This is a genomic window from Dokdonella immobilis (assembly GCF_900115085.1).
GTDB classification, from domain to species: domain Bacteria; phylum Pseudomonadota; class Gammaproteobacteria; order Xanthomonadales; family Rhodanobacteraceae; genus Dokdonella; species Dokdonella immobilis.
The window spans coordinates 63454-77163 of record NZ_FOVF01000022.1; the positions used below are offsets into that span (position 1 = coordinate 63454).

Below are 13710 nucleotides of genomic sequence, written 5' to 3' on the forward strand. Positions count from 1 at the left end.
CCGGCGTTTCCAGTCAGCCGCCGGCCAGTAACGGCGAGTCGAAGAAGCGCCCATCAGCCGGGTCGACCTCGGCGCGCAGCGAGCGGTCGATCTCCTCGACGATGGGCGTCGCCCGTTCGATATCGATGTCGGCGACCATCACGTTGACCAGGCCCGAACACGGCAATTCACCGATCCCGCCGGTCAGGTACTCACCGCTGACGAAGGCCATCAGGCCGGCCGATTCGAGCGCCGACTTGACCAGGTTTGCATCGATGATCGATTCGGCGCGATAGATGATCTTCATGGCAGGGGCGGCTGGCGAGGATGACCCATGGTACCCGTCGGATGGCCCTCTATGCGACGTCCGGCCGCCCGCAAACCCTGGACCCGGGCGGCCGCGGAGAGCCCCCGGGGCGCCGCCCCCGCGGGTCGGACAGCCCCCCGAAGCGGCCGGGTAATCTTGAATCAAATGAAAAAATGCTTGAACGGAGGATGCCGCATTCAGCCAGGACTTGATCAAACCCCGTCAATCCGCGTTATGATCGGCCCGGCCCGTCCACCGCGCAGGACGCCGTGGTTCCGGGCTACAGGGGAATTCGCCGTCGCAGGCAGGGAGCCTGCGGAGCCATGCCGATGGATCCGATCCTTCGACGAACAGGGCCTTCCCGACTTGATCAGCAAGAGCTTTGCCGAAGACGCATTTGCCGAACGCATCCGCGAGTGCATGCTCGAGTTGCTCATCGAGCGTGGTCCCGGGCGCACCATCTGCGTTTCCGAAGCCGCCCAGACCCTTGCCCTGCGTATCGGCTTTCACTGGCACGACCTGATGCGCCCAGTGCGCACGGTTGCCGCCAGTCTCGGCGACGCCGGCGTGATCGAGGCCCTCCAGCACGAACGCGTGGTCGACATCCGCGTGGCGCGCGGCCCGGTGCGCCTGCGCCTGCGCGCCATGGCCGGCCAGCGCAGCGCCCAGGGCTGAACGCGGGGAGTGGGTTGTCGGGAAGGCGCGGGGCGCGGGTTCATCCGCCCACTTCAAGTCAGCGCTTGCTGTCGACCAGGGGAAAATCCCGACTTTTCGCTTTCCGAATCCCGACTCTCGAATCGCAAATCCCGGCTTTCACCAGCTAAACTTGCCGATTGACCAACGACCGCCGCGCGCGGATGGATCGGCATGAGCGAGAACAGCACCCCGACCAACTTCATTCGCCAGATCGTCAACGCCGACCGCGCCAGCGGCAAGCGCGACGGCAAGGTGCACACGCGTTTTCCGCCCGAACCGAATGGCTACCTGCACCTCGGTCACGCCAAAAGCATCTGCCTCAATTTCGGCATCGCCCGCGATTTCGCCGGCACCTGCAACTTGCGCTTCGACGATACCAATCCGTCGCGCGAGGACATCGAGTTCGTCGAGGCGATTCGCGAGGACGTCCACTGGCTCGGTTTCGAATGGGCCGAGCAGCGCCATGCCTCCGACTACTTCGAGGTGTTCTACCGCTGCGCCCTGAAACTGATCGCCGAAGGCAAGGCCTTCGTCTGCGACCTCAGCGCCGACGAGGTGCGGGCCTACCGCGGCACCCTGACCGAGCCGGGCCGAAATTCGCCGTTCCGCGACCGCAGCGTCGCCGAAAACCTCGACCTGTTCCAGCGCATGCGCGCCGGCGAGTTCGCCGACGGCACGCGCACCCTGCGCGCGAAAATCGACATGGCGGCGGGCAACATCAACCTGCGTGACCCGGCCATCTACCGGATCCGCAAGCAGAGCCACCAGAACACCGGCGATGCCTGGCCGATCTATCCGATGTACGACTATGCGCACTGCATTTCAGACGCGATCGAGGGCATCACCCATTCGCTGTGCACGCTCGAGTTCGAGGACCACCGGCCGCTGTATGACTGGTGCCTCGATCAGATCGACCTGCCGGCCCATCCCGAACTCGCCGAATCGGTCGTCGCCGCCGGCCTGCGCTATGCGCCGAGCCGCCCCCAGCAGATCGAGTTCGCCCGCGGCAACCTCGATTTCACCGTGATGAGCAAGCGCAAGCTGCTGGCCCTGGTCCAGGACGGACTGGTCGACGGCTGGGACGATCCGCGCATGCCGACCCTGACCGGGTCGCGCCGGCGCGGCTTTCCACCGGGCGCGATCCGGACATTCTGGGAACGGGCTGGAGTGAGCAAGCAGAATTCGGTGATCGAGTACGGCGTACTCGAGAACTGCGTGCGCGACGAACTCGATGCAAGCGCACCGCGGCGCATGGGCGTTGTCAATCCGCTCCGGCTCGTGCTGACCAACCTGGCCGACGATCACGCCGAAACGCTGGATTTTCCAAACCACCCGAAAGACGAGACCTTCGGGCGGCGCAGCGTGCGCTTCTCATCGCAAGTCTGGATCGAGCGCGACGATTTCCTCGAGGAACCGGTCAAGGGGTTCCATCGCCTGGTTCCGGGCGGCGAAGTGCGTTTACGGGGAATCGGCATCATCCGCTGCAATGAGGTCGTCAAGTCGGAGACCGGCGAGGTCGTCGAATTGCGCTGCACGCTCGACGAGCAGACCCGTTCCGGCAGCCCGGGCGCCGATCGCAAGGTCAAGGGCACGATCCACTGGGTCGATGCGCGCAGCGCCATCGGCGCCGAAGTCCGTCTCTACGATCGCCTGTTCAACGTCGCTGATCCGGACGACGACAGCGACGGCAAGACCTATCGCGATCACCTGAATCCCGACTCGCGACGCGTGGTCCGGGCCTGGCTCGAAGCCGATCTCGCCGAGGCTGCCGCCGAATCGACCTGGCAGTTCGAAAGGCTAGGCTATTTCGTTGCCGACCGCCATGATCACTCGACCGCGCAGCCGGTCTTCAACCGTGTCGTGACCTTGCGCGATACCTGGGCCAGGGCGGCCGGCAAATGAACCGGCGCAATCGTATCGAACTCGCCCTGCCCGGCTGGATCGATGCCGAAATCGATTTCGAGCGCGCCTATGCCGATGACGAAGCACGCATGGAACTGGCCATAGGCCTGGCCCGACGCAACGTCGAACTCGACACCGGCGGGCCGTTCGGTGCGGCGATCTTTCGCGACGGAGCCACCCTCGTCGCGGTCGGGGTCAATCGCGTGGTCCCGCATGCCTGCTCGGTCGCCCATGCCGAAACCATGGCCTTCATGTGCGCCCAGGCCTCGCTTGGACGGTTCCGCCTCAATGAGGACGGCGCCCGTTATGCCCTGGTCACGAGTGCCCAGCCCTGCGCGATGTGCTACGGCGCGAGCTTCTGGGCCGGTATCGACGAACTGGTCATCGGCGCGCGCGCCGAGGACGTCATGCGCCTGAGCGAATTCGACGAAGGTCCATTGCCGGAAGACTGGGCCGGCGAACTCGAGAAGCGCGCGATCTCGGTGCGGCGCGACGTGCTGCGCGAAAAGGCCTGCGATGTTTTCGAACTCTACCGACGTCATGCCGGAGCGAGCTATTGAGTTCCCCGAGCCGACAGACTGCGCAGGAGTGGCCCGCGTGAAGGCCGCCGGGCACAGCCTGCTGGCCTACTGCCGGCCCGGGTTCGAGAGCGAGTGCGCCCAGGAGCTCGCCGCAAACGACCGACGCCTGGCCAGCGGCGGCTTCGCGCGCAGCGAACGCAACAGTGGATTCGTCGAGTTCGTCCTGCCCGACCCCGTCCAGGCGCAACGATTCGCCGAGCAGGTGCGCTGGCAGGACCTGACCTTCGCCCGCCAGTTGCTTCGGGTCATGGCCCGCATCGACGACCTGCCGAAGAGCGACCGTCTCGGCCGCCTGATGCCGACCATCGAGGCTGCCGGACGGCGCTACCGGGATGCCTGGATCGAATCGCCCGACAGCGACGCCGCGCGTGAACTGGCCGGTCTGTGCCGGTCCCTCAACAATGCCCTGATTTCGAACATGAAGCGGGCCGGCCTGCTCGAAGCCGAATCGCCCTGGCGTCTGCACGTCTGCCTGATCGATGCACAGACCGCGTTCATCGCCGAAGCACGCTGTGATGCCTCGGCCGAATGGCGCGGCGGCATTCCGCGCCTGCGCTTTCCATCGGCCGCACCGAGCCGCTCGACGCTGAAGCTCGAGGAAGCGCTGCTGACCCTGCTCGACGCGGACGAGCGAGAAGCCTGGCTCAAGCCGGGCATGAGCGCCGTCGATCTCGGTGCCTCCCCGGGCGGCTGGACCTGGCAACTGGTGCGCCGCTCGATCCATGTAACCGCGGTCGACAACGGCCCGATGGACCCGGGCCTGCTCGATTCGGGCTTCGTCACCCATCTGCGCGAGGATGGATTTCGCTACCGCCCGGCGACTCCAGTCGACTGGCTGGTCTGCGACATGGTCGAACAACCGCGCCGCGTCGCGGCCCTGATCGGCGAATGGCTGGCCGAAGGGCGCTGCCGCTTTGCTGTATTCAACCTGAAGCTGCCGATGAAGAAGCGCTACGATGAGGTTCAGCTTTGCCGCGATACGGTTCTGGCTGCGCTCGCCGCGACCGGCCGGGTCGCGCACTGGAGAGCCCGCCAGCTCTACCACGATCGCGAGGAGATAACGGTTTTCGCCCGATCCGGCTGAACCACAGGGCCCGGGCGCGGCCCCGCAGACACCGGATCATCGTCGCCGCAACGCAAGTGTCAAATCACGTCGCTATCGTTGCGATCCTGTTTCACCAAATACAACCGGGGATGTCATGTTTCGACTCACACGAATTCTAATGACCGCGGCGCTGCTTGCCGCGGGCTCGGGCGCAGCCCAGGCCCAGGTCGTCATCAGCCAGGTCTACGGCGGTGGCGGCAATTCGGGCTCCACCTATACCAATGATTTCATTGAAATCTTCAACGCGGGCACCACGGCGCAGAGCCTGAACGGCTGGTCGGTCCAGTACGCATCTGCCTCGGGCACGTCCTGGCAGGTGACGAATCTCGGTAACGTCCTTCTGCAGCCCGGTCAGTACTACCTCGTTCAGGAGGCCGCGGGCTCCGGCGGCACGACGCCGCTGCCGACTCCGGATACCGTTGGCACGATCCCGATGGGGGGAAGCAGCGGAAAGGTCCTGCTCGCCAACGTCACGACTGCCCAGACGGGCGCCTGTCCAAGCGGCGCGGCGATCCTCGGGTTGGTCGGTTTCGGCTCGGCCAACTGCCCGAACCCGACCGGTACCTTGAGCGGGGCCAACGCCGCGATCCGCAAGGGCGGCGGCTGCACCGATACCGGCAATCCGACTTCCGATTTCGACGTCGCCGCGGCCTCGCCCCGCAACACGGCAACGCCCGCCGCCCCTTGCTCGGGTCCCGGCGTGCCGGCGATCAGTGTCGCCGACGTGGCGCTGGCCGAAGGCGATGCCGGCCTTACCCCGTTCATCTTCACCGTCCAGCTCAGTGAGCCGGCGCCGGTCGGCGGTGTCAGCTTCAGCTATGCAACCGCGAACGACACCGCCCTTGCCGGCACCGACTACCAGAGCGCCAGCGGCAGCGGCTCGATTGCCGAAACCGAAACCTCGACCACGATCACGGTCAACGTGATCGCCAACACGAATACCGAACCCAACCGTCAGTTCCTGCTCAACCTGACCGGCATCAACGGCGCCGTCCCGACTTCGCTGACTGCGCATGGAATTATCCAGGACGACGACATCGGCACGTTCAATATCCACGACATCCAGGGCTTTGGCCTGACTTCGCCGGTCGCCGGCCAGCGCGTCAACACCCTCAGCAATATCGTCACTGCGGTCGGCCCGGCCGGGTTCTTCATGCAGGCCCGCGACGCCAGCATCGACACCAACCCGCAGACCTCCGAAGGCATCTACGTCTACACGGGTTCCGCGCCTACCGTGGTGGTCGGCGACGAGGTCGACCTGACCGGCGACGTCGATGAATACTTCGGCACCACCGAACTCAAGGCGATCAGCAACCTCACCATCGTCAGCACCGGCAATGCCCTGCCCTCGCCGGTCATGTTCGATGCCAACACGCCCTCCCAGGACGTCAACGCGCTGAGCTGCGTCGAAACGAACTTCGAATGCTTCGAAGCCATGCGCGTGCAGATCGACAACGGCATCGTGGCCCGGGCCAATCCGTACTTCAGCACCGACAACTACGCCCAGATCTTCGTCTCGGCGTCGGGCACGCGCTCGCTGCGCACCCCGGGCACGCTGTACCCGCTGGTGCCGGGCGTCGACAATCCGGATGCCGGCCAGTTCGAGGGCAATCCGCACATCTTCGAGCTCGATGCCGATGCCCTTGGCGCGGTGGCTCCGAATACCGCGATCACCGGCGGCAGCCGATTCACGGCGACCGGTGTCGTCGCCTACAACTTCGGCGACTACGAAGTCTGGCCAACCTCGTTCACCGTGACCGAGGCCAATCCGATTCCGCGCGCGGTTTCGACCGGTCAGCCGGAAGAGTTGCGCATCGGCAGCTTCAACGTGCTGCGCCTGTGCGACACGCTCGCCAATACGACCTTCGAATGCGGCAACGGCGGCGAGCCCGATGCGGCCGCGCTGACCCTCAAGCTCTCGCGTCTGTCCGACTACGTCGGCAACGTCCTCAAGTTGCCCGATGTGCTCGGCGTCGTCGAGGTCGAGAACCTCGGCGTATTGCAGATGCTCTCGGACAAGATCGCCACCGATTTCGGGGTGACCTACACCTCGTATCTCGAAGAAGGCAATGATGGCGGCGGCATCGACGTCGGCTACCTGGTCCGCAGCGACCGTATCAGCAACGTCGTCATCACCCAGTTCGACAAGAACGAGATGTGGCTCGACCCGCGCGACAACGCGATGCACGAGCTGCACGACCGTCCGTCGCTCAAGCTCGAGGGCACGTTCGACGGCCAGTCGTTCGCGACCATCATCGTGCATCCGAAGTCGCGTAGTTGCGTCGACGCACCGACCGGCGCCAATTGCACCCAGGCTGATGTCGATCGCAATCGCCTGAAGCGCTTCACCCAGGCCCAGTCGATCGCTAATCGCGTCCAGGCCGAACAGATGGCCCAGCCGACGCGCCCCTTGTTCGTCATTGGCGACTTCAACGACTACCAGTTCAGCGATGGCTTCGTGAACATCACTGGCCTGATCGCGGGCACCTATGACAACAACAAGAACGTCATCGACTTGCCCGGCGCCAACATCGTCACCCCGCCGCTCTGGGATGCCGTGAATTCGCTGCCCGAGAACGAGCAGTACTCGTTCCTCTACACCGAGCAGTTCGGTGCCATCCTTGGCTACACCTCGGCCAGCTCATTCGACCAGGGTCGCGACGTGCCGATCATGCAGGTGCTCGACCATGCCCTGCTGAACGGCCCCGCGCAGAACTGGTTCGTCGAGTTCGAATACGGTCGCGCCGATCTCGATGCGGCCGACCAGGACGAACGCAACAGCACGACGGCGATCGGCGTTTCCGACCACGACGGTTTCGTGATCCGGCTGAATACGACCGATCGCATCTTCGCGAACGGCTTCGACAACTAGTCAGCGCCATCCGACCCTCCCGCAGCGAGGCTGCGGGAGGGTTTTTTTTCGTCCCCGTCGCGACCTCCCGCAGGTTGGCGCTGAGCGCGAGCGAACCCCAACGGTTCGCAGAGGCGAAACCATCCGCGATTCGCCCGCTCACCATGCACCACGCCGGAAGATTCCATCCTGCGTTTTCCGAGATCGCCGGCGCCCCCACGCATTCTTTGGGGGCACTTTGCTTGCCCCAGCCTACGGGCTGGCCCCAATCGAGCCACACGGCCTTTCGCCACGCGAGCATCGCGCCTCAAGGCGCTCCTGCAAGGACGGCGAAGGATGGCGCGGGTTTCGATGGCGGTCGACGCGTTTCTGCTTCGTTGTTGGCGGTGAGCGCAGCGAACCCCAACGGCCTCGTCAGTCACCTGACGCGACATAGAGCTGCTTGCGCGGAGCGCCGGTGATGCGCGCGGCCATGCGCGCGGCATGCGCAGGCGACATCTCCTCGCAGAGCAATGCAAAAACCCGGCGTCCCTCGGCCAGCGTCGCGTCCGCAGCCTCGCCGCTGGCGCCGGCGACGAGCACGACGAATTCGCCGCGCTGCTGGTTGGCGTCGGCCTCCACGCGGTCGACCAGTTCGCCCAGCGGTGCGTCGATCACGGTTTCGAATATCTTGGTCAGTTCGCGGGCGACCACGCCCTCGCGCTGCGCGCCGAATACGTCGCGCATATCCTTGAGCGCGTCGACGATGCGGTGGCCGGATTCATAGAAGATCAGGGTGCGCGATTCGGCAACGAGCGCGCCGAGCCGTTCGCGACGAGCCGACGCCCTGGCGGCGAGAAATCCTTCGAAGACGAAGCGGTCGCTCGGCAGTCCGGCCACCGACAGGGCTGCAATCGCGGCGCAAGGACCCGGCACCGGCGAGACCGCGATGCCGGCCTCGCGGGCCGCGCGGACGAGACGAAAGCCCGGATCGCTGACCAGTGGCGTTCCGGCATCGGAGATCAGGGCGACGTCAGTGCCCTGCAGCAGGCTTTCGACCAGACGTGCAGCCTGCTCGCGCTCGTTGTGCTCGTGCAGGGCGATGGTCCGCGCGCGACTGCCGATCCGGGCCAACAGCGGAGCGCTGTGGCGCGTGTCTTCCGCCGCGACCAGCGGGATATCGCGCAGGATCTGCGCCGCCCGGCCCGAAAGATCCTCGAGATTGCCGATTGGCGTCGCAACGACCCAGAGGCGGCCCGGCTGTGCGTTCATCGCGGCTTGATTCCTTGTCTCCGGCGCCGAGAATAGCCGACCGCGACCGTTGGCGCGCCATCGACGTCGAGGACCAAAGCCGCCCGCCGGTTCCGCGGCAGCCCTCGTTCAGGTCGACCCGACGTCCATCCGGGCTATCATCGCACCATGACCCGACCGATCCCGCTGCCCATGTCCGAGCCCGCTCGTCTGTTCAAGTCCCTGAAAGTCGCCGCTATCCTGCTTGTACTGCTGCTCAGCGCCTGCGCCACGCAGAGCGTTTCCGTGCGAGGCGACAACGAGCAGGCATCGCGTGCCGAGTCGCTTGCCCGCAACGGCAACCTCGAAGCCGCCGCGCAGCAATTTCTCGACCTCGCCGACCAGAGCGGCGGAAGCGCGAGCGCCTACTACCGGCTGCGTGCCGGCGAATGCCTTCGCGACAACGGCGACATCGAAGGCGCAGCCCGCGCCATCGAGGACATCCGGCGCAAGCGCCTCGGCGCTGACGAACCGCTGCGTCTGGATCTGCTCGAAGCGGAGATCGCGCTCGAACGCAAGGACCCGCACCGCGCTGCCGCACTGCTGACCATTGCTGAGGACGCGATTCCGGCCAATCTGCGCCTGCGCGTCCTCGAGTTGCGCGCGCGCGCCGACGAAGCCAATGGCGATCGCTTCGCGGCAGCGCGTACGCGCGCCATGCTCGATGCCGAACTGGACGGACACGACCGCGATGTCAACCGCACGCAGATCATCGAGACCCTCGGCGCACTCGACGACAAGTCCCTGAAGGATCGCGCCGCTTCACTGCGCCCGGATGATTCGTTGCTGCCATGGATCGAACAGACCCTGCGCCTGCGCGGGCAAATCCTGCCACGCGAGGTGCCGCGTCCGCAGCGCCCGGTTGGCACGTTGATGCCGGACGCCGACAACACCCTGCAACGGGAGGGCTTCAGCGCTGTCCGCCAGGTTGCCATCCTGCTGCCGCTGAGCGGGCCCGTGGCAGGCGTCTCGCAGTCGATCCTCGACGGATTCTTCGCCGCCTATTTCACGGACGACAACGCGGATCGTCCGCTGCTGCGAACCTACGACACCGGCAAGACCCCGCAGGATGCGATAGCCGCCTACCAGCAGGCCGTCGCGGATGGCGCCGGTTTCGTCGTCGGCCCGCTGCAGCGGGAATCCGTCGGTGAACTGTTCCGACAGTCGCTGCCGGTCCGGGTATTGGCCCTCAACCACCCCGACTCCGGAGAGATCCCGACCCGCGGCAGTGCCGAATTCGGTCTGCTGCCCGATGCGGAAGGCGCCCAGGCCGCCGAACGCATGCTCGGCATCGGCATCACGCGTGCCGCCGTGATCGCGGCGAGCACAGACTGGGCGGAGCGGGCGGCAATGGCCTTTCGCGCACAGTTTGAAGCACGCGGTGGCCAGATCGTCGGCGAAGCTCGCGTGCAGGACGGCGAGTTCAACTACAAGTCCGCCTTGCTGCAGGCCGCTTCGGCAATTGCCGATACGAGCAACGCAGAGGGCACCGGCCGGACCAGCCCGGCGGATGCCGGCGTCTTCATCAGCATGCGTGCCCAACAGGCGCGCTTGCTGATGCCGCAGCTGAAGCTGGCCGGAATCAACGCACCGGTATTCGCAACCTCGCATGTCAATTCGGGCGAAATCAGCCCGAGTCTCGACCGCGACCTCGACGGTGTCGAATTCTGCGACGCAACCTGGCTGTTTTCGACGGTTCCGGGCCGCCCCGATCGCAACCGCATCACCCAGCAGCTGAGCAGCGCCAATGGCGTGGGCGGCCGCCTGTTCGCCTTCGGCATGGACGCCTACGCCCTTCTGCCCTACATGGACTGGTTGCTGGCGCATCCGGATACCTACCTGGACGGAGCCAGCGGACAGCTCGCGGTCGACAGCTTCGGCCGCATCCATCGGGTCCTGACCTGGGCACGCTTCGTCGACGGCGTCGCCCAGCCCGTACTGGGTGCACTCAGCCGCCTGCCACTGCAGTAGCACGACGCAGGCGATGCGAAGCACAGGAGCGCTTTTCGAGGACATCGCCCTGGCCCACGCGCAGCGTGATGGCCTGCAACTGATCGCGCGCAACTTCAATTGCCGTTTCGGCGAACTCGACCTGGTCATGCGCGACCGCGACGTCGTCGTCTTCCTCGAGGTGCGCTACCGTCGCTCGCAGGGGTTCGGCGGCGGTCTCGATTCGGTCAGCGCCGCCAAGCGCGATCGTCTGAGCAAGGCTGCCAGCCTGTTCCTGCAGGCCAATCCCGCGCTCGGTCGCCAGCCCTGCCGATTCGATGTCATGGCCATTGGCGGCACTCCCGACTCCCCTTCGATCGACTGGCGGCGCAATGCCTTCGATACCCAATGAGGCCAACCTGATGCATCGTTCCACTCGTCTGTGCGCCCTGGTCCTTTCGCTGTGCCTTTTGTTGCCCTTGCTTGGCGGCTGCGTCGCCGTCGTCGCCACCGGTGCGATTGCAACGGGTTCGTCGGTGCACGACCGCCGCGGCTTCGGCACCGTGATCGACGACAAGCGCATCCAGCTCAGCGCCTACGACGAAATCAACAAGGACAAGCAACTGGTCCTGAAGAACCGCGTGATGATCGCGGTCTACAACGGCGTCATGTTGCTGATGGGCGAGGTGCGCACGCCCGACCTCAAGCAACGCGCCGAACGGATCGTCAGCGGCTACGAAGGCGTGCACCGGCTGGTCAACGAGATCGACGTCATGGAACCCGAGGGTTTCTGGTCCCGGCGCAACGACAACAAGATCACCGCGCGGGTCAAGCTGGCCCTGGCCGATGCGACCAGCGTGCCCGGCTTCGACGTGACCCGGGTCAAGGTCAGCACGGCGCATCGCACCGTCTACCTGATGGGCCTGCTCAGTCCTGAAGAGGAGGAGATCGTTACCGAGATCGCGCGCAACGTTCCGGGCGTCGAACGCGTGGTCAAGGTATTCGAGTATCGTGGCGGATAGTCAGGGTCCTGGCCACACAAGCCATGTCATTGCCGACCAGCACACGCACCGCACTCGGCGCCATCTTCGCCGCCGACGCGCTGAGTACCGAACCTGCCGAATGCCTGGCCTATGCCTACGATAATTCGCGGCGCGAGAGCCTGCCCGATGCGGTCGTGTTTCCAACCCGCGAGGAACAGGTGGTGGCGCTGGTCCGACTGTGTCGCGAACACGCGATCCCGCTGACCGCGCGCGGCCGGGGCACCAATACGACCGGCGCCAGCGTACCGGTGTCCGCAGGAATCGTCGCCAGCTTCGAGCGCATGAACCGCATCCTGCGGATCGATCCGGATAACCGCATGGCCGTGGTCGAACCGGGCGTGCTCAATGCCGACCTGCAGGCTGCACTGAAGCCGCATGGATTCTTCTGGGCACCCGATCCGACCTCGGCGCCGTATTGTTCGATTGCCGGCAACATCGCCTGCAACGCCGGTGGTCCGCGCGCGGTCAAGTACGGCGCGACCCGCGACAACGTGCTCGCATTGCGCGCGGTGAATGGCCGGGGCGAGTCGTTTCGCTGCGGCAAGCCGACCAGCAAGGGCGCCACCGGGTACGACCTGACCCGCCTGTTGGTCGGCTCGGAAGGGACCCTCGCCGTCATCACCGAGGCAACCCTGAAGCTGACGCCGTTGGCCAGCGACAAGCGGACCCTGCGCGCGACCTATGTCGATATCGGTGCCGCCGCGTCCGCGGTCGCCCGGATCATGGCCCAACCGGTCACGCCCTGCGCACTCGAGTACATGGACGACCAAGCCCTGCGCCTGGCCCGCAACCATGCCGGCGGCTCGATTCCCGAGGCGGGCGCAATGCTGATCATCGAGATCGATGGCGAAACCGACGCGCTGCCGTCCGCCGTTGCCGCGATCCGCAAGGCGGCCAGCGTCGACGGCCTGCTCGAGCTGCATGCAGCCAGCGATGCCGCCGAGGTCGCCACGCTCTGGGCCGCGCGCAAGGCCCTGTCACCCGCGCTGCGCACGATCGCGCCCAACAAGATCAACGAGGACGTCGTCGTCCCGGTCAGTCGCGTCCCCGACCTGATCGCAGGACTCCGGGACATCTCCTTGCGCCACGGCATCCCGATCGTGACCTTTGGGCACGCCGGCAATGGCAACATCCACGTCAACCTGCTGTACCGCCCCGAAGACCCCACCCAGGCGGCCAACGCGCCGGCTTGTCTTTCCGAAGTCTTCGACCTCGTGTTCGCCCTCGACGGGACCCTCTCGGGCGAACACGGCATCGGCCTGGTCAAACGCGAATTCATGCCGCGCGCGATCGACGCGGTCTCGCTCGACCTGATGCGACGGATCAAGGCGCAGTTCGATCCGGACGGAATCCTGAATCCGGGGAAGTTGTTGCCGGATTGATTTCGGGTTGGGTTCCGGGGTTTGGCTATCGTCATCCGGGTGCGGATCGGGGCTGGGATCCTTGCCCTCGCGATTACCTTGATCGCCGTGCGATGCCTGCGTGAAGCAAGAAAGGGTTCAACCCACCTTCGGCGAGCGAGTCACTCCGATTCCACTGTAGGAGCGCCTTCAGGCGCGATGCTCCTTCCGCCCGATTCGAATTTCTACGCCGTCGTCTCTGCCCTTCGACCGGCTCAGGACAGGCCGGACTTCGTTCGGGTGGGGACCCAGTGACTGTGCTTTTCGCTCTGCTCGGCATCGCTTCGCGGCGCATTCGTGGAGTTAAGAGCACAGCTTTCACTCGCCTTCGGCGAGCGAGTCACTTTCTCTTGCGTGGCCAAGAGAAAGTAACCAAAGAGAAGGCCACCCCGATGCAGCGGTCTCCGGGCATCCTGCCCTGCGACTTCGCGCAGCGGCTCCGGGGTTGGCTGACAGTCCATCCGTGGACTGGCAGCCAACTGGCTCGCATCCTTGCGAGCCACCCTACGGGCCTTTTCTCCGCCGCTGCGCCACTGCATAGGGGCCCCATTCACTGCGCCTCCTGCGCAGCCAAGACGAAGCAGCGTTCCGCAAACCTGCAGCTCGCTCTTCGCTTTGGCTCCTGATCTTCCTTCTCCCGCTTTGCGG

At 65.6% G+C, this 13710-nt stretch carries 11 protein-coding genes; 9 read left to right on the forward strand and 2 right to left on the reverse strand.

The window, feature by feature from the left end:
- Positions 1–13: 13 nt before the first annotated feature.
- Positions 14–286, reverse strand: a complete 273-nt coding sequence (locus BM125_RS14005) for a putative signal transducing protein (RefSeq protein ID WP_092409043.1) — start codon at positions 284–286, stop codon at positions 14–16.
- A gap of 366 nt (positions 287–652) precedes the next feature.
- Between BM125_RS14005 and BM125_RS14010 the strand changes: the two genes are divergently transcribed.
- From BM125_RS14010 to BM125_RS14030, 5 genes are all read left to right on the forward strand, one after another.
- Positions 653–961, forward strand: a complete 309-nt coding sequence (locus BM125_RS14010; RefSeq protein ID WP_217647879.1) for a DUF3253 domain-containing protein — start codon at positions 653–655, stop codon at positions 959–961.
- A 192-nt stretch (positions 962–1153) separates the two neighbouring features.
- On the forward strand, positions 1154–2884 hold the full coding sequence (locus BM125_RS14015) for a glutamine--tRNA ligase/YqeY domain fusion protein (RefSeq protein WP_092409047.1): 1731 nt from the start codon (positions 1154–1156) through the stop codon (positions 2882–2884).
- Entirely contained in the window at positions 2881–3444 is a 564-nt protein-coding gene (locus BM125_RS14020; RefSeq protein WP_092409049.1) for a nucleoside deaminase, read from the forward strand. Before BM125_RS14015 ends, BM125_RS14020 begins: the two co-directional genes overlap by 4 nt.
- 37 nt (positions 3445–3481) lie before the next feature.
- Positions 3482–4549 carry a 23S rRNA (cytidine(2498)-2'-O)-methyltransferase RlmM gene (rlmM, locus tag BM125_RS14025; protein WP_092409073.1) on the forward strand — a complete coding sequence of 356 codons (1068 nt, stop codon included), beginning with the start codon at positions 3482–3484 and terminating at the stop codon, positions 4547–4549.
- A gap of 139 nt (positions 4550–4688) precedes the next feature.
- Positions 4689–7442, forward strand: a complete 2754-nt coding sequence (locus tag BM125_RS14030) for a lamin tail domain-containing protein (RefSeq protein WP_175498093.1) — start codon at positions 4689–4691, stop codon at positions 7440–7442.
- Positions 7443–7835: 393 nt separating this feature from the next.
- Here the strand turns inward: BM125_RS14030 and rsmI are convergent, their stop codons facing one another.
- Positions 7836–8672, reverse strand: coding sequence for a 16S rRNA (cytidine(1402)-2'-O)-methyltransferase (gene rsmI, locus BM125_RS14035; RefSeq protein WP_092409053.1), 837 nt, complete (start codon positions 8670–8672; stop codon positions 7836–7838).
- A 147-nt stretch (positions 8673–8819) separates the two neighbouring features.
- On the opposite strand from rsmI, the gene BM125_RS14040 reads away from it, so the two are divergent.
- From BM125_RS14040 to BM125_RS14055, 4 genes are read left to right on the forward strand one after another with little or no spacing between them, the layout of a single operon-like run.
- Positions 8820–10661 carry a penicillin-binding protein activator gene (locus BM125_RS14040; protein ID WP_092409055.1) on the forward strand — a complete coding sequence of 614 codons (1842 nt, stop codon included), beginning with the start codon at positions 8820–8822 and terminating at the stop codon, positions 10659–10661.
- Positions 10662–10674: 13 nt separating this feature from the next.
- A complete protein-coding gene (locus tag BM125_RS14045; protein WP_092409057.1) occupies positions 10675–11031 on the forward strand; it encodes a YraN family protein in 357 nt (118 codons plus the stop codon).
- A 10-nt stretch (positions 11032–11041) separates the two neighbouring features.
- Complete coding sequence (locus BM125_RS14050) at positions 11042–11641, forward strand: BON domain-containing protein (protein ID WP_175498094.1); 600 nt, start codon at positions 11042–11044, stop codon at positions 11639–11641.
- A gap of 23 nt (positions 11642–11664) precedes the next feature.
- Positions 11665–13044, forward strand: coding sequence for an FAD-binding oxidoreductase (locus BM125_RS14055; protein WP_092409061.1), 1380 nt, complete (start codon positions 11665–11667; stop codon positions 13042–13044).
- The last annotated feature ends 666 nt before the right edge of the window (positions 13045–13710 follow it).